The 23,667-nt window shown below is 63.1% G+C and carries 28 protein-coding genes and 1 riboswitch; of the genes, 10 read left to right on the top strand and 18 right to left on the bottom strand.

What is annotated here, in order from left to right:
- Nucleotides 1-132: 132 nt before the first annotated feature.
- Together ACTNB1_RS06780 and ACTNB1_RS06775 are read left to right on the top strand one after the other, a co-directional pair.
- A complete protein-coding gene (locus ACTNB1_RS06780; protein WP_441168499.1) occupies nt 133-501 on the top strand; it encodes a BlaI/MecI/CopY family transcriptional regulator in 369 nt (122 codons plus the stop codon).
- Nucleotides 494-2,866, top strand: coding sequence for a M56 family metallopeptidase (locus ACTNB1_RS06775; RefSeq protein WP_441168498.1), 2,373 nt, complete (start codon nt 494-496; stop codon nt 2,864-2,866). Before ACTNB1_RS06780 ends, ACTNB1_RS06775 begins: the two co-directional genes overlap by 8 nt.
- Here ACTNB1_RS06775 and dinB read toward each other — a convergent pair.
- The 8 genes from dinB to csaB form a co-directional block, all read right to left on the bottom strand.
- On the bottom strand, nt 2,829-4,097 hold the full coding sequence (dinB, locus tag ACTNB1_RS06770; RefSeq protein ID WP_441168497.1) for a DNA polymerase IV: 1,269 nt from the start codon (nt 4,095-4,097) through the stop codon (nt 2,829-2,831). The genes ACTNB1_RS06775 and dinB overlap by 38 nt on opposite strands.
- Before the next feature lie 59 nt (nt 4,098-4,156).
- Complete coding sequence (locus tag ACTNB1_RS06765) at nt 4,157-5,344, bottom strand: DUF2812 domain-containing protein (protein ID WP_441168496.1); 1,188 nt, start codon at nt 5,342-5,344, stop codon at nt 4,157-4,159.
- Between the two features lie 25 nt (nt 5,345-5,369).
- On the bottom strand, nt 5,370-6,020 hold the full coding sequence (locus ACTNB1_RS06760) for a DUF2812 domain-containing protein (RefSeq protein WP_441168495.1): 651 nt from the start codon (nt 6,018-6,020) through the stop codon (nt 5,370-5,372).
- A complete protein-coding gene (locus ACTNB1_RS06755; RefSeq protein WP_441168494.1) occupies nt 6,017-6,328 on the bottom strand; it encodes a PadR family transcriptional regulator in 312 nt (103 codons plus the stop codon). The genes ACTNB1_RS06760 and ACTNB1_RS06755 overlap by 4 nt, the downstream gene beginning before the upstream one ends.
- Nucleotides 6,329-6,439: 111 nt before the next feature.
- Complete coding sequence (locus ACTNB1_RS06750; RefSeq protein ID WP_441168493.1) at nt 6,440-7,090, bottom strand: HAD family hydrolase; 651 nt, start codon at nt 7,088-7,090, stop codon at nt 6,440-6,442.
- Between the two features lie 59 nt (nt 7,091-7,149).
- Nucleotides 7,150-8,142, bottom strand: a complete 993-nt coding sequence (locus tag ACTNB1_RS06745; RefSeq protein ID WP_441168492.1) for an anion permease — start codon at nt 8,140-8,142, stop codon at nt 7,150-7,152.
- A gap of 50 nt (nt 8,143-8,192) precedes the next feature.
- Complete coding sequence (locus tag ACTNB1_RS06740) at nt 8,193-9,269, bottom strand: glycosyltransferase family protein (RefSeq protein ID WP_441168491.1); 1,077 nt, start codon at nt 9,267-9,269, stop codon at nt 8,193-8,195.
- A gap of 7 nt (nt 9,270-9,276) precedes the next feature.
- Complete coding sequence (csaB, locus tag ACTNB1_RS06735; protein ID WP_441168490.1) at nt 9,277-11,499, bottom strand: polysaccharide pyruvyl transferase CsaB; 2,223 nt, start codon at nt 11,497-11,499, stop codon at nt 9,277-9,279.
- A 114-nt stretch (nt 11,500-11,613) separates the two neighbouring features.
- Between csaB and ACTNB1_RS06730 the strand changes: the two genes are divergently transcribed.
- The 3 genes from ACTNB1_RS06730 (at nt 11,614) to ACTNB1_RS06720 (ending at nt 13,198) form a co-directional block, all read left to right on the top strand.
- Nucleotides 11,614-12,135 (top strand): DUF4330 domain-containing protein, encoded by a 522-nt coding sequence (locus ACTNB1_RS06730; RefSeq protein ID WP_441168489.1) that lies wholly within the window; start codon nt 11,614-11,616, stop codon nt 12,133-12,135.
- Between the two features lie 66 nt (nt 12,136-12,201).
- Nucleotides 12,202-12,771 carry a phosphatase PAP2 family protein gene (locus tag ACTNB1_RS06725; protein WP_441168488.1) on the top strand — a complete coding sequence of 190 codons (570 nt, stop codon included), beginning with the start codon at nt 12,202-12,204 and terminating at the stop codon, nt 12,769-12,771.
- 49 nt (nt 12,772-12,820) lie between these two features.
- Entirely contained in the window at nt 12,821-13,198 is a 378-nt protein-coding gene (locus ACTNB1_RS06720) for a metal-dependent transcriptional regulator (protein ID WP_441168487.1), read from the top strand.
- 38 nt (nt 13,199-13,236) lie between these two features.
- Here the strand turns inward: ACTNB1_RS06720 and ACTNB1_RS06715 are convergent, their stop codons facing one another.
- Both ACTNB1_RS06715 and ACTNB1_RS06710 read right to left on the bottom strand, forming a co-directional pair.
- On the bottom strand, nt 13,237-13,662 hold the full coding sequence (locus tag ACTNB1_RS06715; protein WP_441168486.1) for a flavodoxin: 426 nt from the start codon (nt 13,660-13,662) through the stop codon (nt 13,237-13,239).
- Between the two features lie 29 nt (nt 13,663-13,691).
- Nucleotides 13,692-14,255 (bottom strand): DUF3793 family protein, encoded by a 564-nt coding sequence (locus ACTNB1_RS06710; RefSeq protein WP_441168485.1) that lies wholly within the window; start codon nt 14,253-14,255, stop codon nt 13,692-13,694.
- A gap of 184 nt (nt 14,256-14,439) precedes the next feature.
- On the opposite strand from ACTNB1_RS06710, the gene ACTNB1_RS06705 reads away from it, so the two are divergent.
- The 5 genes from ACTNB1_RS06705 (at nt 14,440) to ACTNB1_RS06685 (ending at nt 17,992) form a co-directional block, all read left to right on the top strand.
- Nucleotides 14,440-15,396, top strand: a complete 957-nt coding sequence (locus ACTNB1_RS06705) for a tRNA dihydrouridine synthase (RefSeq protein WP_441168484.1) — start codon at nt 14,440-14,442, stop codon at nt 15,394-15,396.
- A 20-nt stretch (nt 15,397-15,416) separates the two neighbouring features.
- The gene (gene proC / locus ACTNB1_RS06700) at nt 15,417-16,241 is read left to right on the top strand and encodes a pyrroline-5-carboxylate reductase (RefSeq protein ID WP_441168483.1); all 825 of its coding nucleotides are present in this window, start codon (nt 15,417-15,419) and stop codon (nt 16,239-16,241) included.
- A 98-nt stretch (nt 16,242-16,339) separates the two neighbouring features.
- Complete coding sequence (locus ACTNB1_RS06695; protein ID WP_441168482.1) at nt 16,340-16,846, top strand: RNA polymerase sigma factor; 507 nt, start codon at nt 16,340-16,342, stop codon at nt 16,844-16,846.
- Entirely contained in the window at nt 16,824-17,105 is a 282-nt protein-coding gene (locus tag ACTNB1_RS06690) for a hypothetical protein (protein WP_441168481.1), read from the top strand. The genes ACTNB1_RS06695 and ACTNB1_RS06690 overlap by 23 nt, the downstream gene beginning before the upstream one ends.
- Complete coding sequence (locus tag ACTNB1_RS06685; RefSeq protein WP_441168480.1) at nt 17,096-17,992, top strand: zinc ribbon domain-containing protein; 897 nt, start codon at nt 17,096-17,098, stop codon at nt 17,990-17,992. Before ACTNB1_RS06690 ends, ACTNB1_RS06685 begins: the two co-directional genes overlap by 10 nt.
- 35 nt (nt 17,993-18,027) lie before the next feature.
- Here the strand turns inward: ACTNB1_RS06685 and ACTNB1_RS06680 are convergent, their stop codons facing one another.
- The 8 genes from ACTNB1_RS06680 to moaC form a co-directional block, all read right to left on the bottom strand.
- On the bottom strand, nt 18,028-19,086 hold the full coding sequence (locus ACTNB1_RS06680) for a sulfate/molybdate ABC transporter ATP-binding protein (RefSeq protein ID WP_441168479.1): 1,059 nt from the start codon (nt 19,084-19,086) through the stop codon (nt 18,028-18,030).
- Nucleotides 19,086-19,784, bottom strand: coding sequence for a molybdate ABC transporter permease subunit (gene modB, locus ACTNB1_RS06675; RefSeq protein ID WP_441168478.1), 699 nt, complete (start codon nt 19,782-19,784; stop codon nt 19,086-19,088). The genes ACTNB1_RS06680 and modB overlap by 1 nt, the downstream gene beginning before the upstream one ends.
- 18 nt (nt 19,785-19,802) lie before the next feature.
- Complete coding sequence (gene modA / locus ACTNB1_RS06670; RefSeq protein WP_441168477.1) at nt 19,803-20,669, bottom strand: molybdate ABC transporter substrate-binding protein; 867 nt, start codon at nt 20,667-20,669, stop codon at nt 19,803-19,805.
- Nucleotides 20,662-20,777: riboswitch (molybdenum cofactor riboswitch) on the bottom strand. It overlaps the preceding gene by 8 nt.
- A 3-nt stretch (nt 20,778-20,780) precedes the next feature.
- The gene (locus ACTNB1_RS06665; protein WP_441168476.1) at nt 20,781-21,266 is read right to left on the bottom strand and encodes a MogA/MoaB family molybdenum cofactor biosynthesis protein; all 486 of its coding nucleotides are present in this window, start codon (nt 21,264-21,266) and stop codon (nt 20,781-20,783) included.
- 1 nt (nt 21,267) lies between these two features.
- Complete coding sequence (locus ACTNB1_RS06660; protein ID WP_441168475.1) at nt 21,268-21,705, bottom strand: MOSC domain-containing protein; 438 nt, start codon at nt 21,703-21,705, stop codon at nt 21,268-21,270.
- Nucleotides 21,706-21,708: 3 nt separating this feature from the next.
- The gene (moaA, locus tag ACTNB1_RS06655; protein ID WP_441168474.1) at nt 21,709-22,683 is read right to left on the bottom strand and encodes a GTP 3',8-cyclase MoaA; all 975 of its coding nucleotides are present in this window, start codon (nt 22,681-22,683) and stop codon (nt 21,709-21,711) included.
- Entirely contained in the window at nt 22,676-23,182 is a 507-nt protein-coding gene (gene mobB, locus ACTNB1_RS06650; protein ID WP_441168473.1) for a molybdopterin-guanine dinucleotide biosynthesis protein B, read from the bottom strand. Before mobB ends, moaA begins: the two co-directional genes overlap by 8 nt.
- Nucleotides 23,175-23,654, bottom strand: a complete 480-nt coding sequence (gene moaC, locus ACTNB1_RS06645) for a cyclic pyranopterin monophosphate synthase MoaC (RefSeq protein WP_441168472.1) — start codon at nt 23,652-23,654, stop codon at nt 23,175-23,177. The genes mobB and moaC overlap by 8 nt, the downstream gene beginning before the upstream one ends.
- Nucleotides 23,655-23,667 lie beyond the last annotated feature (13 nt).

Genomic DNA, 23,667 nt, shown 5'->3' with positions numbered 1-23,667 from the left:
AGTCAAACGCTAAAACGGCGCACAGCATTTGCTGTGCGCCGTTTTTCTGCCTTGACAGGAGAGGTTTGTTCTGATAAACTAGCCTCACATAGGAGGTTTCTCCGGACAAACCAATCGGAAGGCGGGACGTATATGGAAGATTTCAGACTGTTTGACGCGGAATACCGGCTGATGGATCTGGTGTGGGAGCACCAGCCCATCAACTCCACCGCCCTGTCCCGGCTATGCCAGGAGAAGCTGGGGTGGAAGAAGTCCACCACTTTCAACCTGGTGCGCAAGCTGGGGGAGCGGGGCGTCCTGAAAAATGAGAATGCCACCGTTACCGCTCTGGTGGAGCGGGAGCAGGTCCTCCGTCAGGAGAGCGAGGCAGCGGTGGAGAAGTCCTTCGGAGGCTCCCTGCCCAACTTCGTGGCCGCCTTCCTCAGCGGCAAAAAGCTGTCCCATCAGGAGGCGGAGACCTTGCGGCGGCTCATTGACGAAAGCGAGGAGCGCCATGGTTGAATTGCTGATGACGGTGGGGGATATGAGCCTCACTGCCGCACTTACCGTCCTGGTGGTCATCGTCCTGCGGTGGGTGCTGGTGCGGCTGAAAGCCCCCGCCTTCGTGCGCTTGCTGCTGTGGGGCGTGGTGCTCTTCCGCATGGTGTGTCCCGTCAGCTTCACCAGCCCCTGGAGCGCCGCCGCCCTGGTGGAGGAGGCGCTGCCGCCGGCGGCTGAGGTGCAGACGACCCGGGAGCCGGTCCAGCAGCCGGGCACAGTGGGGGTCCCGGCCATCTCCCCGGCGGAGCCTCTGCCGGAGGATTCGGTGGTGGAGATCACCACCCTGGAGCCCTCAGAGGTCCCGGAGCCTCGGCTTTCCCCCATGCTGCCTCTAGCCCTTCTGTGGCTGGCGGGGGTGGCCTTCCTGTGGGGCTGGTGGCTGTATACCGACCGGAAACTGAAGAAGCGGATGGAGACAGCGGTACAGACAGCCCCCGGCGTGTTTGAGAGCGACCAGCCTGGCCCGCCCTTCGTACTGGGTTTCTTCCCGCCGAAAATCTATCTGCCCAAAGACCTGGCGGAGCCCAACCGGAGCTATGTACTGGCCCATGAGCGGCTCCACCTGCGCCGGGGGGATTTCCTCTGGAAGCCCCTGTTTTTCCTGGCGGCGGCGATCCACTGGTTCAACCCGGTGCTTTGGCTGGCCTGGCGGCTGTTCTGCCGGGACCTGGAGGCCTCCTGTGACGAGGGGGTGCTGAGTGAGCTGTCCGAGGGGGAGCGCACCGGCTACGCCCGGGCCCTGCTGGCCCTGGCCGCGCCGGAGACCAGCCGCCTGCCTGCCGCCTTTGGTGAGCACGACGTGTCCCGCCGGGTAAAAGGGGCTCTGAACTACCGTAAGCCTGCCATTATCGTGGCGGCGGTGCTGGTCATTGCCGCGGTCGGCGTGGGCCTGTGGCTGGCGGCAGATTCTGCGGCTGGGGAGGACCTGCCCCAATCCCCGCCTGCCATCACGCTGTCTATCGACAGTCGTGAGGCAACACTGACCGCCGCCGACTGGGACGGGGAAAATCCTCCCGACCCGGCGGAGCTGCTGGCGGACGCTCCGCTGTTCACCGACGACTACATCTGGTCCCACGGAGTAGATATGAGCTTTGGAGACCAGCCTCGCCCTGAGAAAGGCGTCTATACCGACTATCTGCTCCAGGATGGTCAGTGGGTGGAGGGGCTCAGCGGCCCTATAACATATACGATCGGCCTCAGTCCCCGGGAGGATTCCGCCGGAACCGGCACGGAGGAACGGGGAGTGATCTTTACCTACACCTGGAAAGAGGGTTTCCATACCCGCTCGGCCACCTATGCATTCCGGCTCCTGGTGCCCTCCGTCCGAGAGGATCAGGTGCTGGAGGAGCCCCTGATGATCTCTGACGGCACCATTCTTCCGGTTTATGAGAGCGGTGCATCGGAGTTTGGCGCTATTATCGTCCAAGGGAATCTGCGCACCCTGCCCATGGACGCGGTTCTTACCATCAATGACCTCTCTGAACCCTTCCAGTCCACTGAGATTACCCTCTATCTGCTGGACAGTACCGGCGCGGTGCTGGATCAGGCCGTTGTGGGCGGCAGCAGCGGCGGCAATGAGGTGGAGCATGTGCGCTCCGCCTTTGGATTCGCCCTGAATCTGGAGGACAAGGGCTGGTGGAACGGCGAGGACCTGCTGCTGGGCGTGACAGTGGAGTACATCTGGCCCGACGGCATGAAAACCCAGTGGGGTAGTGCCTTCTGGGCGGTGCCGGAGAGGGAATTGCCCGGTCAGCCTGCTGCCGGGGAGGAGATCACCGTGCGTCTGTGGCCGGATCCCGCCCAGGGGGAGGACACTACCGGCGTGTCCATCTATGTGCGCAACGACCCGGAGCTGGAGACCAGCCAGATGGGGGTGTGGGTAGATGGCGTGACCTCTTGGTTTGACGCAGGTATGCTCCTGTCCGGTCAGCATGCCTGGGCAACCCCAGCCTGGGCCGACCTGGACGGGGACGGAACGGACGAGCTGGCCATTACCCGGTATGACGGACACGGCACGGGGGCAAGCCTCGAAGCACTCCATGTGCTGGAACCGGGTGAGGACGGTGGCTATATCCTGGCGGCCACCTTCACCCTGGGCGAGGAGGAAATGGCATGGGTAGAGGCCGCGCTCAAGGAGCTGGGGCTGGATGGGCTCTCCTGCGGATATATCTGCTATTTCCCCGATCTCTTTACCGTGGATATCGGGATCTGTGACCCGGTCAACGGGCCGCCCCTGGGCAATTATGTGGGTACGCTCACCTGTACCCTGGCCTACGACGGCCAGCGCATCACTTTGACGGACCCGGTGTACGCCCCGACGGCTTGACCTCCTCCGGCGGTCCCGGCGGGATGGGCCGCCGGTCGCCCCGCCGGAGGTTGGAGGCGGAGGAGATGGCCTCCCGGCCGTACTTGTCCCGGATGCCGTCCATGGCCTTTTCCAGCTTTTCCAGCTTGTCCCGCCGGGGTGCCGCGTCTGCGGCAAACAGATTGATCTGTTCCCCAGCGTCTCCCTCCTCCACCAGATTTTGCGCGGTGATGGTGAGAGCCCGTAACGGGGCTTTCTCGTTCCACGCCGCCTGTACCAGCGCCATGGCCGCCTCCACCAGGTCTCTCGAGACGTAGGTGGGGGCGGTCAGTCGCGTCTGGCGGCAAATATCCTTGAAATTGGGGTCCCGGATGGTGACCTGGACCGTGGTACACTTGAGCGCATGCTTGCGCAGCCGGGCGGCCACCTCGTCGGCCAGCTCGGAAAGAGCGGTACGCAGTTCTGCCCATCCCACCAGATTCCGGGGGAAGGTGAGGCCGTTGCCCACCGACTTGGGCCCCGGCATATCCCTGGCGGGAATTACCGGACTGTGCTCCGCTCCGGTGGCGTAGTCGTGGAGGGTGTATCCGCCCTTGCCCAGAATCTCTCCCAGGGCCTCCCGGTCAAACCGGGCCAGATCCCCGATGGTGCGCACGCCGTAGCCCGCCAGCACCCGGGCCGCCGCCCGGCCCACGAACAGCAGGTCGGTCACCGGCAAGGGCCACAGCAGCTGCTGAAAATTGTCCCGGGTGATGACGGTGGTGGCGTCCGGCTTTTTGTAGTCGCTGCCCATTTTGGCAAAGACCTTGTTGAAGGATACCCCAACCGATACGGTGAGCCCCAGTTCCTCCCGCACCGCCCGGCGGATCTGGTCGGCCAGCCCCTTGCCGTCGGTGTGGAACAGGTGGAGGGTGCCCGTCACGTCCAGCCAGCTCTCGTCGATGGAGAAGGGCTCCACCAGGTCGGTGTACCGCTCGTAGACGGCGTTGACCTTTTTGGAGTATTCCCGGTACTTGCTGTGGTGGGCGGGGAGGAGGATCAGGTCGGGGCACTTCCGCTTGGCCTGCCAGATGGTCTCGGCGGTCTGGACCTTGAAAGCCTTGGCGGGCTCGTTCTTGGCCAGAATGATGCCGTGACGGCTCTCCGGGTCGCCGCACACGGCCACCGGCTTATCCCGTAGTTCCGGATAGTCCAGCAGCTCCACCGAGGCATAAAAGCTGTTTAGATCGCAGTGGAGGATGACTCGCTCCATTCCATCGCCCCCTTTGTCTTTAGGATATCACGCTTTTATCTGGGAGTCAAACATATGTTCTAATTCTGGAAGGCGGTCAATTCTTCCAGCAGCTCCGGGCGGCTGGTCAGATCCTGATTGCCGGAGTAGGACAGGTAGACCACCACATTGCCCTTTTGCAGAAAGAGACGCTGGCCGGGATATTCGGTGTTGGTGGCTAGTACCGCCCGGTCGAAGCCGGGGAGGCTGACCTCCTCCACGTCGTACTCCTCGGGGAAGCAGTAGTGCTGGGTGTACTGATAAACCAGTTCATCCAGCAGGGGAGTGGCCAGGAAGGGGAGGAATAGCCGGTACCAGCGGGTGACGAGGTGAGGCTCATAGTCTCCGCCGTCGGTGAGCCATTGGGTGATCTCATACTGCTCCGGCGCCACCGGGGTGCAGTTGAAGTAAACATAATTGTTGCGATCCTGGCCGTCCACCCAGCGGCCGTCCACCAGGGGCTCCAGACTTGGATTGCCCTCCAGCTCCGCCAGGGACAGGGTGGGGACGGGCTTGTCCAGCCCCTCCAGCTGCCCCTCCCAGCCCCGGGAGGAGGTGACAAACAGAGAGCCCAGGTAGAGGATGCATAGCGCCAAGACAATCCAGCTCACCGCCCGCTGCCGGCGGGCAACGCTTTTCCAGCTTCCGTCCCGCCGGGGCGGCTCGCCCTCCCGCAGCCGCCTGCGCAGCCGGAAGAAGGACAGATAGGCCCGGATGGTCACGCTTGTGGACAGAATCTCCAGAACCAGGTAAAGCAGGTTGCCTCCCACGGGGTTTTCCACCAGCTGATAGAGGATAGGGGCGGACAGCAGGAAAAAGGGCAGGAAGATGAGGACCAGCATGGCCAGGGAGAAAATGGTCAGCAGGATGCAGGTCCGCTTGGCCCGCTTGGTCACCTGCTCCAGGGCGTAGCTCTGCACCACCGGGTCGGTGTGGAGCTCCGGGGCCTCCGGGTCCCGGTTGACATACAGGTCAAAATATTTTCCCACATTGCCCCCGTACTCCCAGCCCAGGGCCCTGCAGTAGTCCCGGTTTTCCTGCCCCCATAGATTTCCTGCAGGGTCCAGCCGGTAGCGGACGGGAGCGGGCTTCCCCCGGCGGAAGACGATGCCCAAGGCCCAGGTGCGCTCAAAAAACAGGCCCTTTTGGGCCATAGCCTCCAGCCAACCCTCGAAGTGCTCCATGTCGATGGGGTCCAGAGGCATGAATTTCCGTACCGTATCCTTCATGGTATTTCCTCCCATGGGTTTGAAATCAGGGCAGCAACAGTGCCGCCAGGAGCCCGAACTCCAGGAGCAGCACCACCAGCCCCACAAGGATGGGGAGCTTCCGCCAGCGCATGCTGACCCGCCAGCTGCCGTCCCGCTGGGGTGGCATACCCTCTCTCAGCTGTCGCCGCAGCCGGAAGAAGGAGACATAGGTTCGGATCTCCTGGGCCAGGACGACCAGATCAAAGACCAGCAGACACAGGTTGGGGAAAATGGAGATTTCCGCCTGCTGGGTGAGGACGATGAAGAGGGCGGCGGCCAGCAGCAGGGTCAGAACTAAGTACCAGCGAAGCCACTTGCTCAGCAGATCCAGAGCATAGCTCTGTACCACGGGGTCGCTGTGGAGCTCCGGGGCCTCCGGGTCAGGGTTGGCGTACAGCTCAAAATACTGCCCCGCCTGGCCCAGATAGTCCCAGCCCAGCTCCCTGCAGTAGTCCTTGCTCTCCCGAGTCCACAGCCGCCCGGCGGGCTCCAGCCGGTAGCGCAGGTCGGCGGGCTTTCCCCGCCGGAACACCACACCCCAGTAGGACATACGTTCAAACAGCAATCCCTTCCGGGCCATCTCCTCCAGCCAACCCTCAAAGTGGTCCATATCCAACGGCTCAATATAGATTAACTTGCGTATTCTGTCTTTCATGGCGCTTCCTCCTCCGCGTCATTCAGGCAGGCCCTCAGCCGGGCCACCTCTTCCAGATAACGCCTGCGGCCCTCCTCCGTCAGGGTGTAGGTCCGCCGCCGGCCGTCCACCGCGATCTCCTGAATGAGAGCTTCCTCCTGAAACTTGGCCAAAATGGTATACAAGGTGCCGGGGCCCAGGCGGACCCGGCCTTTGGTGCGCGCCTGTACCCAGTCGGCCATCTCGGTACCGCACCGATCCTCCTTCAGCAGGGACATCAGCACGTAAAACATAGACTCTGTCAGCAGCTCCAGGGTCTTGCGGCCCATCTTCCTCACCTCCTGATATCGAGACGCGATATCGTCTATGGATATTGTAATATCGTACCTCGATATTGTCAAGAAAAAACCGGACCGGCAAAGTGCCGGTCCGGTTTTCTGTCATTTGTTCAGCAGCAGTTTAGCCAGTTCCTCCCGGGTGGCCGCGATGGTGGTGGCTCCATGCTCGGTGAGGAAGGCCTCGTCCCGGAAGCCCCAGCTGACCGAGATGCAGGGCAGCCCGGAATTGTGGGCGGTCTGGATGTCCACGTCGGAGTCGCCGATATATACCGCGCCCTCAGGGGAAACTCCCAGCTCGGCCAGCGCACGGAACACAGTGTCGGGGGCGGGCTTGCGCGCCACGCCCTGGGACTCTCCGATGGCGACCTCTACCCGGTCACCGAAGTAGGCCTGGCACAGGCCCTTTACTGCTCCGTCGAACTTGTTGGACACCACTGCCGTCCGGACACCCGCCGCCCGCAGCCGGTCCAGCAGCTCCAGCACACCGGGGTAGGGGGCAGTCTTGTGCTCCATATTGATGAGGTAGTGGGCCCGGAAGTCGGCCAGTACCTGATTTTCCAGCGCCTCGTCCGTGCCCTCAGGTACCGCCCGGTGAATGAGCAGACCAACGCCGTTGCCTACGAAGCGGCGCACCTCCTCCACCGTGCGGGTGGGCATCTGGTGGAGGGCCAGGGCGTAATTGGTACTGTCGGCCAGATCCTGCAGGGTATCCAGCAGGGTGCCGTCCAGATCGAAAATAGCGGTATGATACATGAGAAAGGGTCGCCTCCTGTCCCAAAATGGGGATTTCGCACGGAAGGCAGTATACCACATCACGGCCCAAAGAGAAAGAGTCTTGCCAGGAAAAAGCCCAAAAGACCGCAGCCGGGGAAGGTGAACAGCCAGGTGAGGGCGATCTGCCCGGCTACCCGACGGTTGGTTCTGGAGCCAGCCCCCAGAATGGCGGCGGTTTTTGCGTGGGTGGTGCTCACCGGCAGGCCCAGCAGGGTGCAGAGCAGCAGGCAGGCGCCGCCACCCAGGTCGGCGGCCAGGCCCTGCCGGGGCTCCAGACACACCATCTCCCGTCCCACGGTGTCGATGATCTTCCGGCCTCCCAGGGCGGTGCCCGCCGCCATGAAGGCGGCGCACAGCAGAGCCGCTTCCAGTGGGACGGAAAAGGTGGATCCCGTCGGGCCATCCCCTGCCAGGGACAGGCCCAGCAGCAGGATGCCCAGGCATTTTTGGCCGTCCTGGGCACCGTGAAGGAAGGCCATAGCGGCCGCGCCCCCCACCTGTCCCCGGCGGCAGAGGGCGGGGGAGAAGCGGAGTATGTTCAGCACGAGGGTGCACAGTCGTCCCAGGAACCAGCCCAGCCCCACCGACAGCACAAGGCCCAGCAGGATCTTTCCCCAGGGTCCGGCGTGCACCGTGCCGCCGGGCAAAGCCAGGGCGGCGCCAGTGACGGCGGCAGCCAGAGCGTGGCTCTCGCTGGTGGGGATGCCGAACCGCCAGGCGGCGGTGGCCCACAGCACCACAGCGCATAGTCCGGCGCACAGCGCCGAGCGGGCGGCCTGGGTATGGGTGCCGAATTCGGCGATGGTGAACAAGGTCTCCGCCACCGAGGAATTGACCGCCGTGACGCACACCAGCCCCAGCAGGTTGCACAGCGCGGCCAGCCCCACCGCCCTGCGGAAGGAGAGCGCTCCGGTACACACTGCCGTGGCGATGGCGTTGGGCGCATCGGTCCAGCCGTTCACCACCGCCACCGCCAGTACCAGAGCACAGATCAGGGCGGCCACCGGGTCGGAAAACAGTTCGGTCAGCATAAAAAACACCCCCGGCCCATCTTACGGGGCCAGGGGCGGGGATATGACGGTCAATGGTACAGGCCGATGGCGGTGAGGATGCGCTGGACCTGCTCGGCCCGCACGGACCAGGCGGCGCCGGCGCCGTGCTCCTGGCGGCGGAGCCGGGCCCAGTCGCCGGTCTCGGTGAGGGCACGGCGGCACAGCCGGGCGAACTCCTCAGGGGAGTGGGCACCGTACACCACGTCGGGGAAATGCTCTACCTGCTCGGGGTAGAACATGGACACGATGGGCTTGCCGGAGGACAGGTATTCGTAGATTCGGGTGGGGACGATGTCGTCATACCGTTCCGACCGGCGGCGGAGATTGAGGCACACATCGAACCGGGCCAGGTAATCGGGTACCTCCACCGGGGCCCGGCGGCCCAGGAACAGGACATTGGGGAACCGCTCCAGCCGGCGTGCCATCAGGCTGTCCTCCACACGGCCCAGAAAGACGAAGGTGCAGTCAGGCAGGGCCTGGGCAGCCTCGGCCACCGGGCCAAGCTCCAGGTCCTCCCACACCACGCCGCAGTAGCCCAGCACCGGCCCGGGTATCCGGACCAGCTCCGGCGGACATTCCCCCTCCGGCCGGGTGAACATCTGGTGATTGACCCCGTTGGGCAGCAGGGCGATGTTGTCGTTGCAGGGAGAGAGGTGGTCCACCAGCCCCGGGGAGGCGGCGAAGATCACGTCGGAGGCCAGAGCCAGATCGCTCTCCCACTCAGGGGGATAGTCGGGCCAGTCCCGGTCGCAGTCATATACGATCCCCTTGTGGGGCAGGTATTCCAGCAGGTGGACGTGCTCCGGAGAGGTGCACCAGATCAGAGGCTCCCGGAACCGGTGGCGGTCCATCTGCCGCTGGATGTGGCTGGCCAGCTTGCGATAGTGGCGGCGGAAGAGGAGCTGGTGGCGCTCCTCCGCTTCCAGTACCGGCGGGAGGGTGTAGACAGTGAGCCCCGGCCGCATTTCCCGGCCCGGCTTCTTCCAGTGCTTGCCCGGCGGCTCAAAATAGAGCAGCTTGGCGTCCTTCAACCGGGTCATCAGCTGCTGGGTGCGGGTGGGGATGCTCCGCCAGGGAGAAGGGGAGAGGCAAAGGATCTGATTCACGGGCGCCTCACCTCTCCAGCAGTTTGCGGGCGGTCTCGCTGTTGCGCTGTTCCACCTGCCGCAGCCGCTCCACGCCGCCGGACAGGAACTCTGTGTCTCCGATGCGCTTGCAGGCGGCGTCGATATAGCCCTTCAGGCTCTCCGCGGTCACCTGGCTCAGGTCGGTGTACAGATCCTGGCCGATGTAGGACAGGAAGGAGCTGATCTTCTGATCGTATACCACACCCACCAGGGGTACTCCCTGCCCGGCGGAGAACACCAGGGCGTGGAGGCGCATAGAGACCACCGCCTGCATCCGGGCGAACAGACCGATGGTGTGGCTGGAGCTGCCGGTCTCGCTGAGGATATAATGGGGAGCCTTCATATACTGGGCGGCGGCCCGGGCAGCTGCCACATCCAGCCGCCGCTCGATGGGTAAAAAGATGGGGGTCAGGCCATACTGCTCATAGGCGTAGTCCGCCGCGGCGGCAAAGACCTTGGCCTTCTCCTCAAAGCCCGGCCAGGGCCGCAGGGCAAAGCCGATATACTTGCCCTTGGGGTCGATGCCCTGGCTCTCCAGAATGCCGTCGATGGCCTGCTCCGGAGCCCGGGGCAGAATGACGGTGGGGTCGGCGGAGAGAATGATCTCCGGCTTGGTGACGCCCATATCGTCCAGCTCGTCCTTGGAGTGGGTGTCCCGCAGGGTGATGGCGTCCACGCTCTTCTGAAGCACCCGGGAGGCCCGGCGCCGGTTGGCGGGGGAGGTGATGGGCCCGATGCCGCAGCCGTACATCATCACCTTGTTGCCCAGCTTTTTGGCCCAGGAGATGGTGAACAGATAGAACCACAGGGAGCGGTGGCTGGTGACGTCCTGCATCAGGGACCCGCCGCCGTTGATATACAGGCGGGTCTTGCGCATCCGCCACAGGAACTTGGGAAAGGCGAAGGTGTAGATGGAGTTGACCCGATAGGTGAGCCGGGTATCCTCCGGGTTGCGGGAGAGGACCCACACCGGCAGGTCGGGGTCCACCTGCCGCAGCTCAGTAACGATAGCCTCCAGAATGGCGTCGTCACCGGCGTTGCCACGTCCGTAAGCGCCGCACACCAGGGCGCCGTCCCGCTTGCCCGTTTTCCGGGCCTGGCGGCGGAGAATGGCCTCGTAAATGGACAGCTGCCGCTGGAGGGTGCTCTCCAGGGAGTAGTCCTGCTGTGCCCGCTGGTAGAGCCGCTGCCCCATGTGGCGGCGCAGCTCCGGGTCCTGGGCCAGGGCGGTCAGGTGATGGGCCAGAGCCTTGGCGTCTCCCGCCTCAAAGAGGAAGCCGTGGACCCCGTGCTCAATGAGGTAGGGCACGCCGCCCACCCGACTGGCTACCGTAGGCAGCCCGGCCCGGGCGCCCTCAGTGAGGGAGTAGGGGAAGGTCTCGGACAGGGAGGTGAGGGTGTTGACATCCAGCGCGTTGTAGAAACTGTCGGTATCGCTGACCCAGCCGGCGAAGCAGACCTGATTTTCCACGCCCAGCTCCTTTGCCAGCCCCTTCAGCATATCCATCTGCTCGCCGTCGCCGGCAATGAGCAGCCGCAGGTTGGGGCAGGTCTCATGGGCCAGGGCAAAGCCCCGCACCAGGGTGGCGATGTCCTTCACCGGGTTGAGCCGGGCGGCGATGCCCACCACAACGCTGTTTTCGTCGGCCTGCAGCCCCACGCTCTTCCAGTATTCTTCCCGGGTCATGGCGGGGGTGCGGGGAGTGAAGTCCAGGCCGTTATAGATGGTGAACAGCTTGTCCGGGTCGAATTTCCGGGAGATCAGCAGGTCGGTCATGGCGTCGGACACACCGATGCGGTAGTCCAGCAGTCGCAGGGCGATGGTGTTGATGGTGCCGTAAGTGATGCGGGAGAAGGGCCGGCCCAGATAGTCCAGCCGGTAGTCGGAGTGGACGGTGGTGACCACGGGCAAGCCGGTGGCCTTCCGCAGCAGCGCGCCCATCATGTTGCCCCGGGCGCCGTGGCAGTGGATGATCTGATAGCCGCCCTCCAGCACCATGTTTTTCAGGGTATGGAAGGTGCGCAGCAGGTTATGGCCGGGGAGAACCACCGTGTGGATGCCCAGTTCCCGGGCCTCCTGGGCAAATGGCCCCTCCATAAAACACACCATGGTTACGTCGATGGTGCGGGATAAATTCTGAAGCAGCATGTGGACGTGGGTCTTGGCCCCGCCGCTGTCGCCGCCGGAAATCAGGTGGATGACCTTCATAAAACGGAAACCTCCGAAGAAAGTACTTGTCGGGCCGTGGGGAGTTATGGTACAATACCTGAGTACCATTGTACCAATGATTATGTCAATTTACAACCTCGGAGGCTATAAAAGATGATAGACGAAAAGGGCAGACTCTTTGGAAAAATCAACATCGTGGACCTGCTGGTGATCCTGGTGATCATCATCGCCGCGGCGGTGCTGGGCGTCAAGTTCCTGGGCCCCAACGGCACGGTGGCCGTCAACCCCAAGACCACCCATGTGACCTATCAGGTGCTTGTGGAGAGTGTCCGGCCGGAGGTCTATGAGAATGTGAAGCAATATGTGGACGCGGGAGACGCCACCCTGATGGCTTCCGGTGAGATGCTGGACGGCCAGGTAGTGGCGGTGGAGGCTGAGCCGCACACCACCAATGCCACCGTCAGTGCCAGCGGGGACATGCTGCTGGTATCCACTGACAAGAACCTGCTGGACCTGACCTTTACCATCGAGTGCAACGTGGTCAACCCCATCACCACGGAGATCGGCACTCAGGAAGTCCGCATCGGTAAGAGCCATATCGTCAAGACCGACCGGTTCGAGATGGCCACCGGCACCATCATCGCCTGCGAATGGGATGACGGCGCGGAAGGCTAAATCATATCAGAGAAAAAGGGGCGGCGGGTTACCCGCCGCCCCTGATTTTTTTCAGGAGGAACGATTATGCCGGAATGGCTGCTGAATATAGACGGCGGCGTGCTGCTGTGGATCCAGGAATTCCTGCGCTGCACGGTGCTGAACGGACTGTTTCAGGTATATACCAAGCTGGGAGACGCAGGCATGCTGTGGATCGCGGTCTCTGTGCTGATGCTCTGCTTCCGCAAGACCCGCAAGGCGGGACTGGCCAGCCTGCTGGCCATGCTGCTGGGCCTTTTGTGTACCAATGTGGCCCTCAAGCACCTGGTGGGACGCACCCGGCCCTGGCTGACGGTGGAGGGTCTGGTGCCCCTGGTGGCAGAGCACGACCCCAATTCCTTCCCGTCGGGCCATACCTGCGCGGCCTTTGCCGCCGCCTCCGCCTGGTGCCGCACGCTGCCCCGGCGGTGGATGAAGGTGACCGGCGTGGTGCTGGCCGCCCTGATGGGCTTCTCCCGGCTGTATGTGGGGGTCCATTTCCCCACCGACGTGCTGGCGGGCATGGCGGTGGGCCTGCTGTGCGGCTGGCTGGCCTGCCTGCTGTGGCGTCAGGTGCCCGCCTGGCGGCGGCTGGAGCCGCCTTGTCAACAGGGCTGAATTGTGTTAAACTGTAAGAAAAGGACCCCTGCTGGAAAGGATCTGCGCCATGAATATTTACGAATCCGCTGAAAATTATCTGGAGACCATCCTCAGCCTGCATGAGACACAGGGTCTGGTGCGGTCCATTGATATCGCCAATCACCTGCATTTTTCCAAGCCCAGCGTCAGTGTGGCCATGAAGAAGCTGCGGGAGAGCGGCTATATCGAGATGGACAAGGAGGGCTTCATCTCCCTGTTGCCCGCCGGTGAGGAGATCGCCCGCCGGATCTACGAGCGGCACAAGCTGCTCACCCGGTTTTTCATTCATCTGGGGGTGAGCCCGGAGGTGGCGGCGGCGGACGCCTGCAAGATCGAGCACGACCTCAGTGAGGAGACCTTTCAAAAGATTAAAGAGCATGCCATGGGCGGCATGCCTGAGGCATAAAAAAAGGACGCGGAAGCGTCCTTTTTTTATATGTGGATTCAGCCGGCCAGCGTGCGGCCCAGGGCGCGGCAGGCGTCGGCGGCGTCCCCCTCAGGAGCCCCGCAGGCAATCACTGGCTCGTCGGCCAGGTTACACCCGGCCTCCTCACAGTCGGCCGCCCAGGTGCGCATCCATTCGCCGTCTCCCCAGCCGTAGGAGCCGAACAGACCGATGGTCTTGCCTGCCAGACTGGGCTTGACGGCGGTAAACATGGGCTCGAACTCTGCCTCTTCCAGCTGCTCTGCCCCCATGGAGGGACAGCCGAAGGCAAAGGCGGTGTAATTGCCTACCTGTCTGGCATCGAACAGCTCGGGAGTCAGCAGGTCCGCCTGCCCGCCGGCGGCGGTCACGCCCTCAGCCACCAGGTTGGCCATGGCCTCAGTGTTCCCGGTGCCGCTCCAATAGACGATCGCGATCTTGCTCATGTGTATTCCTTCCTTTCGTATAAGAGAATTCAGGCAGCCACGGTGAGCTGCCTCAGGGTAGCCCCCTGGGCGTAGCGGCGGCGGTACAGATCGGTGCACCGGCGGTAGCGCCGGAACTGCCGTTGGGCCCGCTCCGGGTCCCCGTAGCACTTCCAGCAGCCGCAGCAGGTGTAATTCCTGCCGCCGTGGGTAATGAAACCCTTCACATCCTCCAGGGGATAGCCCAGGAAGACGCCGATCTCGTGAGGAAACTCCTCCTCCAGGCACAGCCGCACCGCCAGCTGCCGCAGGCAGCCCTGCACTCCGTCCCAGGGGCGGTAGCCCATGGAATAGAGGAACTGCCGGTACTCTGCCCGGTCCAGCAGCGCGGTCAGATCCCGCTCCCGGTAGAGGCAGATCAGATAGGAGCCCGTCTTTCGGCAGCCTTTCAGAATGGTGAGCCGCAGTCCCCGCCGAGCCAGTTCCTCCCGGCAGGCCAGAAAGCAGGGAATGAACCTGCTTTCGTCCCGGGGGAGAAAGCGGAACAGGGAAGCGGGCTTCAAACCCGCCAGGGTGAGGGCTGCGTGTTCAATGAGGGCTTGTTCAAACTGCATGGTGGGCTCCTTTCTTGGTTAGCTAAAACTAACTATGAGAGAAAAGATAACGGTTAGCAATAACTAACCACGAGGAAAGTATAGCACCGCAGTGGTCGGTTGTCAAGAGGGAAGTGCTCTTGACAGGGGGGAGGGGATGGTCTACAATTTCCAACAGCAGTGTGTGAAATAAGGAGAGAGCCGTTTGAAGATCGAATTCGCCCCCATGGAGGGGGTCACCAGCGTATGGTACCGCAGCGCCCATCAGAAGTGGTTCGGTGGCGTGGAGCGGTATTATACTCCCTTTCTTTCCCCCACCCAGGATCACGTGTTTCCCAAGCGGGAGCTGCGGGAGATCGAACCGGCGGGCAATGCCGGGGTGCCGCTGGTGCCTCAGCTGCTGACCCGCCGGGCGGATGACTTTCTGTGGGCGGCCAACGCATTGGCGGATATGGGATATGAGGAGGTCAACCTGAATCTGGGCTGTCCCTCCGGCACAGTGACCGCCAAGGGGAAGGGAGCGGGATTCCTGGCCCATCCTGAGGAGTTGGCGGCCTTTCTGGAGGAGGTTTTCGCCAAATGCCCCATTGCGATCTCTATTAAAACCCGCCTGGGCATTGCCGATCCGGAGGAATTCTGGCCCATTCTGGAGCTTTATAATCAGTATCCGATCAAGGAACTGATCATCCATCCCAGGGTGCAGAAGGACCAATATAAGAACCACCCCCGGCGAGAGCTGTTTGCCGTCGCGGCGGCCAAGAGCCGTGCGCCGGTGTGCTATAACGGAGACCTGAATACCGTGGAGGCGGTGGAGGTATTCCGGGGGGAGTGCCCCGGTGTGGAGCGGCTCATGCTGGGCCGGGGGCTGATTGGCGACCCGGCTCTGGCTCGGAAGCTGGCGGGAGGTCCTGCCGCCTCCAAAGAGGAGCTGAAGGGCTTCTTGTCTGAGGTTTTTGACAGCTACACGGAGGGCTTCGGCAGCCGGCACAGCGCTATGCTGCGGATGAAGGAGCTGTGGTGCTATCTGATCTGTCTGTTTCGGGACGGAGCAAAGTATGGAAAAGCCATCCGCAAGGCGAAGGACCCTGCGGAATATGAGGCCCGGGTGGCGGCGGTGTTCCGGGAGCTGGAACTGCTGGACGACCTGGAACCGGACTGGTGAAAAGAGAAAGGATGACAGATATGAAACGCGTTTCGTTTATCGGCAGCGGCAACATGGGCGGAGCCCTGATTCGGGCGGCCTGCCGGGCCATTGGGCCGGAGCAGGTGCTCATTGCCGACTATGCAAAAGAGAAGGCAGAGGAGCTGGCAGCTGAGCTGGGCTGCACCGCGGCGGCGGACAACGTGGCCGCTGTGGAGGGGGCGGAGGTGGTTTTCCTCTGCGTCAAGCCTCAGGTGCTCTCCGGCGTGGCGGCTGCCCTGGTGCCCGCCCTCAACGCCTGCCATGAGCGGGGGGAGGACAAGACCCTGGTGTCCATCGCCGCCGGGGTGGAGATCGCTGCCCTCCGGGGGTTCCTCCAGGGCATTTCCTGGGACATCCCCATTCTGCGGGTGATGCCCAATACCTGCGCGGCCATCGGCAAGGGGATGCTGGCCCTCACCGACGGCGGTGTGGGGAACGAGGCCGGTCTTGCCGCCGTGGAGGCCATCCTGGCCGACGCCGGCCGGGTGGAGCGCATCAGCGAGGGGCTGATGGACCAGTATACCGCCGTGGCAGGCTGCGGTCCGGCCTACGTGTATCAGTTTATCGAGGCACTGGCCGACGGCGGTGTCATGGCCGGTCTGCCCCGGGCTCAGGCCCAGACCTACGCCGCCCAGACCGTGCTGGGTGCCGCGGCTATGGTGCTGGAGACCGGCAAGCACCCCGGCCAGCTGAAGGACGAGGTGTGCTCGCCCGGCGGCTCCACCATTGTGGGCGTGGCCGCTCTGGAGGAGAATGGCTTCCGCTCCGCCGCCATCCAGGCGGTGATGGCAGCCTTCGCCAAAAACAAAGAGCTGGGCAAGTAAAACGGAAAGCGGGCCGCTTGGCGGCCCGCTTTTTTTGAAAACTGGTGAACCTTTTGCCCGTTTGGTTCGTATGTGTCAGTGAAAGGGGGCGGGAGCACTTGATAGACGTCTATATCCGGCAATATGGCACGCGGCTGTACGGCCTGTGCCGCACCCTCTGCGCCAGCCCCCATGACGCGGACGACCTGTATCAGGAGACCTGGCTCAAGGCACTGGCCCATCTGGATCAGTACGACCCTGCTCAGCCTTTTGAACCCTGGCTCACCCGCATCTGCGTCAATACCTACCGCAGCACTCTCCGTCGGCTGGCCCGCAGCCCCATTTGGAACCGCTTCTCCACCAATGAGGAGAAGGACGCCCTTCTGGCGTCGGTACCGGCGGAGGAGACAAAGGGAGAGGAGGCCTACGCCGACCTCCACCAGGCCATTGACCGACTGCCCGACAAGCTGCGGGTGGCGGTGATCCTGTTCTACTTCCGGGACATGGACCTTACATCGGCGGCGCAGATTTTGGGCATCCCGGTGGGTACCATGAAGTCCCGATTGAATCACGCGCGAAAACGATTGAAGGAGGCATTGGAGCATGAAGCAGATCTACCGTTTTGACGGGAAAACGCCCCCCGTCCTGCGGGAGAGCGCCCTGCAGGCGGAGCTGGAGCGCCGCCGCTTACGGCGGCAGACCACCCTGCTGGTGCTGGCCGGGATGCTGTGCCTGCTCTGTTTGTTCCTGACGGCGGGACTGCTGTATCCGGTTTATCCCACCCTGACCCTGGCCTGCTTGGCCTATCTTTGCGCCGCCGTTACGGGGGCCTGTGTCCTTGCCGTTGTGTTTATACAGAAAAGGAGGGAACTCACATGGTGCTGACGCTGAATATAGTCCTGTTTCTCATTGTATACCTGGCGGTCCTGGTGGGCATCCCCGTGCTGGTGGGCGTCTATGTTTACCGGGACGCCAGCCGCCGGGGGATGAACGCTGTTTTGTGGACCCTGGTGGCAGTGCTGGCTCCCGTGTTCGTGGGCCTGATCATCTACCTGCTGGTTCGGGGCAGCTACTCAGACCTGAAATGTCCCAGCTGTGCTGCACCCGTCACCGAGCGGTATGTCTCCTGCCCGAAGTGCGGAGCCCGACTGAAGGCCACCTGTCCCAACTGTGCTGCTCCGGTGGAGCCGGACTGGAAGGTGTGCCCCCACTGCGGCGACCCTCTGCCCGAGTTCGGGGAGGGCTTTACGCCCCCGGTGCGACGGCAGGACAAGACCCTGTGGAAGATCCTCCTGGTGGTCATTCTCATTCCCATCCTGCTGATCCTGGCCGTCTTCCTGTTCCTGGGTTTCGCTACGGCCTCCAACAGCGCCCACGGCGCAGGGGTCACCTCCATGCCTGTGGAAGAGTATCTGAGCCTGGCGGAGGATGCCCGGGTAAAGACGTGGTTCGACAATCTGGACAGGGAAGGAAAGGCTGCCCATGTGCTCTGCCACACGGAGCCGTCTGGTGACGAGACCCAGGTGCAGTACCTGGTCTACCTGCCTGAAATGGTGGATCAGTCGGAAATCAGAGTGCGCAGCAGTTCAGGCCTGTTCGGGGGAGACGTCCTGGGCCTGGAGATGTCCACAGGCGGCGAACGAACGGGAGAATACCTGGTGCTTGCCACTTGTACAGGAGACCGGGCGGCTAAGTTAGAGGTTACCTCTAACGGAGTGAAGATCCCCTGTGAAGTTACCGAAGTGGACTATTCGATAGACTTATCGGAATAAAAAACGAGGAACCGGCCACACCGGTTCCTCATTTTTTATGCGTCCTGGGTCAACAGCAGCAGATCCCCGGCGGGAAGTTCCAGCCACAGGGGGTCTTTGTCCGCCAGCTCCGGCCACCGGTCCTTTTCCAGCTCAATGCGCAGCCGGGAGAAGCCCTGGCCGCCGCCGGGGGTGGACAGTGTGACCGTAGTGGAGAATATATTTTCCGTTGCCCGTTCCACCTTGCAGGGAAGGCGGTTGGGGCCGGGGCCTTCCGCCGGGCGGACGCTGTGGGAGCGCACAGCCACATGGGTAAGGCCGGGGGGCGGAAGCTGGCCGGGATCCAGGATAGCGCCCCAGTCCAGGGCCTCTATTTTGCCGTCCGACGTGGCTCTGGCCCGGGAGATATTCTTGCATCCGGACAGCAGGCAGGCGGACAACGTGCAGGGACGTTCAAACAGCTGCGCCACTGGCTGCATGGGCTGGGTGCGCCCCTGGTCCAGAATGCAGGCGTGCGTGCACAGCTGACGTACTTCATCCCGGGCATGAGAGACAAACAGAACCGGACCGCCGAATTGGCCCAGCAAATCCTCCATTTCCGCCGTGACCTGCCATTTCAGGTAGCTGTCCAGGGCGGAGAAGGGTTCGTCCAGCAGCAGCACCTCCGGCGCGCTGGCCAGGATGCGGGCCAGCGCCACCCGCTGCTGCTGTCCGCCGGAAAGCTGCCGGGGATACTTTTTCTCCTGCCCTTCCAGGCAGAGGGTATGCACCAGCCGCTCTACCGTCTCGCGCCGGGTCTTTTTATCCCGCACGCCCACGGCAATGTTCTGTACCACCGTCATGTTGGGGAACAGGGCGTAGTTCTGGAATAGATAACCCACCCGCCGCTTTTGGGGGGGCAGGTCGATGTGCCGTTCCGAATCAAACAGCACCCTGTCATCCAGTACAATGCGGCCCCGGTCGGGCTTTTCGATCCCGGCGATGCACCGCAGGGTCATGCTCTTGCCGCAGCCGGAGGCTCCCAGCAGGCCGGTGATCTGCCCGCTTTCCGTCTCAAAGGACACGTCCAGCTTGAACGCACCAAGGTCCTTATGGACATCCACAAACAGGCGCATTATTCCACCTCCCCGGACACGGGAGCCGCCTTCCTGCGGGGCCTGCGGTCCTTTTTCTCCAGCATGTTGACACACAGCAGCACCACGGCGGAGATGGCCAGGTTGACCAGCACCCATTTCATGGCTCCCGCGTCATCCCCGGTGCGCCACAGCTGATACACCGTGGTGGAGATGGTAGCGGTCTTGCCGGGGGTGTACCCGGCGATCATGGCGGTGGCGCCGTACTCACCCAGAGCCCGGGCGAAGGCCAGCACCGTTCCGGCGATGATCCCCTGTTTGCAGCAGGGCAGCATCACCCGCCAGAAAATCCAGGTGTTGGAGCGGCCCAGGGTGCGGGCCGCGTGGGCCAGGGTCATGTCGAAGGACTCAAAGGCACCCCGGGCGGTGCGATACATCAGGGGAAAGGCCACCACCGCCGAGGCGAAGATAGCGGAGTACCACACCATAGTGAGCCGCAAGTCAAAGACCTCCAGAAACCACATGCCCAGCACCCGTTTGGGTCCCAGCAGCCGCAGCAGGAAATAGCCCACTACGGTAGGAGGGAGCACCAGGGGCAGGGTGAGCACCACGTCCAGCACGCCCTTTACCAGCCGGGGCAGCTTGGCTACGTAATAGGCGGCAAAGATGCCCAGGAAAAAGATGATAATAGTGGAGATGGCGGCGATCCGCAGAGAGTTAAAGAGGGGGTACCAGTCCAAAACATCCACCGTCCTCGCTTATAACACGGTAAAGCCCACGCCCTCCAGCACAGCAATGGCGCTCTCGTTGGTGTGGATGTAGTCCAGGAAAGCCTGGGCGGCCTCCTGGCTGGCCTCGCTGCCGCCGCACTTCATCACGGCGGCGGGATAGATGACCTGGTCACACATGTCGGCGGTGGCCTGATCCACCACGTTCAGCTCATAAGTAAAGGCGTCGGTGGCGTAGATGATGCCGCAGTCCACGGCACCTTCCTTCACCTGGGTAGCCACTTCAGATACGTTGGAGGCGTAGGTCACCTTGCCGTCAGATTCCAGACCGGCGATGTCGATGCCCAGGGTGTCCAGGATCTGCAGGGAGTAGGCGCCCACCGGCACGTCGTCGTTGCCCAGGCAGAGCAGCTCCAGCTTGTCGGAGGCCAGGTCCTGGAAGGACTCAATGCCCTTGGGGTTGTCGTCAGGCACCGCCAGCACCACCTTGTTCTCCACAAAGTTGATGCGGGTGTCGGACAGAACGAAGTCCAGCCCTTCGTTGGTGCCGGTGGTATCGGCGCTGTCCAGTTGATTCATCTGCTTCTGGGCGGCGGAGATGAACAGGTCGCACACCGCGCCCTCCTCGATCTGGGTTTTCAGGGTGCCGGAGGAGTCAAAGGTGAAAATCAGGTTCACGTTGGGGGCCACCTCTTTGTACTGCTCGGCGATCTCAGTGAGGGTAGCCTCCATGGAGGCGGCGGCAAATACCACCACGTCCACAGTCTCCGCTTCAGGAGCCGGGGTCTCGCTGTTCTGGGCCGCCGGGCTGTCAACGGTGCCGGGAGTTGTGCTTCCGCAGGCGGTGAGGCCCAGAGCTAGTGTCAGTGCCAGGGTCAGGGATACGAGTTTTTTCATGCTGCATTCTCCTTTACAAAATGGTAGGCGTGCCCGTTTCCGGACATGCCCCGGCCCGCCGCCATGGCTCACGCTTTAGGCGCCACGGGCTCGAAGAATTCAGGACTTATGTTAACGGGCGCAGTTGCCCGCAGTCCCCCTGAGGATCTCCAGGCCGTGGCCCAGAGAGGGGAGGATAAATTCCAGGCACTCCCGCACCGCCTTGGGGCTGCCCGGTAGGTTGACGATGAGGGTTTTCTTGCGGATGCCTGCCGCCGCCCGGCTCAGCATGGCCCGGGGGGTGATCTGGAGGGAGTTGTACCGCATGGCCTCGGCAATGCCGGGGGCGGGGCGCTCCACCACGGACAGGGTGGCCTCCGGGGTCAGGTCGGTGGGGGAGAAGCCGGTGCCGCCCGTAGTGAGGATCAGGTCGGCCATGTCCTCGTCGCACAGCCGCTTCAGTTCAGAGGCCAAGGGTTCCACGCCGTCGGGCAGGAGGGCGGTGTGCACCACTTCATAGCCTGCATGTTCTGCCAGCGCCCGGATCACCGGGCCGCTCTTGTCCTCCCGCTGTCCGGCGTAGCCGGAGTCGCTGAGGGTGATGATGGCCACTCGCATATTACCCCTCCTCCACAATGGTGAGCTCGTCTCCCACCGAGATGGTGCCCCCGTGGAGCACCTTGGTAAATACCCCTTCCCGGGGCATGATGCAGTCGCCCATCACCTTGTAGATCTCGCAGTGGGCGTGGCACTGCTTGCCCACCTGGGTCAGCTCCAGCACCACGTCGTTGCATTTGAATTTGGTGCCGATGGGCAGGGCCTTGAAGTCGTAGCCCTCCACCACCAGATTTTCGCCGAAAGCGCCGTCGTCCACCACGGCGCCTCTGGCCCGGAAGGCCTCCACCTGCTCGTGAGACAGCAGGGACACCTGCCGGTGCCACTTGCCCGCGTGGGCATCTCCCTGAATGCCCCAATCCTCCACGAACTGGGCGGAGCCTACATTTTTCTTCTGGGTGCCCTTCTGCTCGCTGACGCAGACGGCAATTACCTTACCCATGTCTTACCCTCCAATCTGGTTCATGTTCCGGCCCTCGTCCCGGCCGGTGGAGGCCTGCCCGAAATGGTGCCCCTCCGGCTTTTTGGTGATGGCCGCCCGGATGGCCGCTGCCAGTGCGGCGTCGCCCGCGCCGGCGTCCAGCAGGGCTTTCAGATCCGCGCCGCAGTCATACTGCAGGCAGGTTTTCAAAAATCCACCGGCGGTGAGCCGCACCCGGTCGCAGCTCTGGCAGAACCGGTGGCTCACCGCGCTGATAAAGCCCACCTTGCCCCGGAAGCCGGGGAAGGTGACATACCGGCCCGGTCCGCCGCCCGCCTCCTGGGGGCAGGGAAGAGCGGGGCCGAAGGCGGCTTCCAGAATGGTCAGCACCTCCGCCTCCGTCCGGCGGGTGAGGGAGGAGCCCAGACCAATGGGCATCAGTTCAATGAACCGCACTGCCAGCTCCCGATCCTTGGCCAGGGCCGCCAGAGGCACCAGCTGATCGTCATTCTCCCCGGAGGGGACGCAGTTGAGCTTCACCGTCAGGCCGGGAGCGGCCAGGGCGGCGTTCAGGCCCGCCAGGGCCCGATCCAGCTCGTCACGGCGGGTGATGGCTTCAAACTGGGTCCGATCCAGGGTGTCCAGGCTGAGATTCACCCCGTCCAGCCCCGCTTCCAGCAGGCCGGGCAGCTGGTCGGCCAGCAGCAGACCGTTGGTGGTCAGGTATACACTGCGGATGCCGGGCGTCTGCTTGATGCTCCTTACCAGACTGTCCAGCCCCTTTCGCACCAGGGGCTCCCCGCCGGTAAGCCGCACCTTTTCCACCCCCATGGCGGCAAACAGACCCACCAGACGGGTGATCTGTTCATAGGTGAGGATGGCGCTGTGGTCCACCCACTCCACACCTTCTGCCGGCATGCAGTAGCGGCAGCGCAGGTTGCACCGGTCGGTGACCGAGATGCGCAGGTAGCGGATGTTCCGCCCCAGGGCGTCAAGCATCTTTGATTCTCTCCTTTTGGATATAGTCCAGCAGCAGGTCAGCCGCCGCCTTCGGCTCTCCCAGTGGCAGGGTGGGGATGCCAGGCAGATGCAGCTTCAAGTCGGTGACCAGCGCCACCAGCGTGGCCGGGTCGGAAACCGGGGCATGGGAAATCTCTCCCCGCACCACCTCCAGCTTGGGCCAGGCGGTGTGCTTGAAGCCCTCCAGTAAAATCAGGTCGGCCTCCGGGAATTGGCCAATGAGGACATCCTCCGTTACCGGCTGCTTTTTCACGATCTTGAATTTCTCCCCGTCAAAGATGGCGGTACCCGCCGCTCCGGCGGCCATGAACCGGCCGGTGTCGGTGCCCGGCGGGTCGGGATCAAAGCAGTGCCCGTCGTGCTTGACCACTGCCACGTTCAGCCCCGCCTCTGTCAGTAGGGGGAGCATGGTTTCAATGAGGGTGGTTTTGCCGGAGTTCTTCACCCCGGAAACGGCGATCACCACGGGCTTACCCACGGTCGTACACCCCCGACTTGCCGCCCTCTTTGTGAACCAGGTGGATCTCGCCCAGCTCCATGCCCTTGTCGATGGCTTTGCACATGTCGTAGATGGTGAGCAGGGCTACGGATACCCCGGTGAGAGCTTCCATCTCTACGCCTGTTTTGCCGGAGAGCTTTACGGTACACTCCGCCCGGACGGCGCATTCGTCCTCCAAAACCTCAAATTCCACCGAGAGATGGCTGAGCAGCAGAGGGTGACACAGAGGGATCAGTTCAGAGGTGCGCTTGGCGGCCATGATGCCCGCCACCCGGGCCACCCCCAGCACGTCCCCCTTGGCGGCGGTGCGGCCGGTGATGGCGTCCAGAATAGGCCGGGTGACAAAGATTTTCCCCTCAGCCACGGCGGTGCGGAAGGTGGGCTCCTTGCTGGTCACGTCCACCATGATGGCGTTGCCCGCCTCGTCAAAATGATTGAATACAGGTTCCATAACAACCTCCCGA

The organism is Flavonifractor sp. HCP28S3_F3, from assembly GCF_052065355.1.
GTDB lineage: Bacteria > Bacillota > Clostridia > Oscillospirales > Oscillospiraceae > Flavonifractor.
The sequence above is the reverse complement of the archived record's forward strand: the minus strand, read 5'-3'. Positions and strand labels throughout refer to the sequence as shown.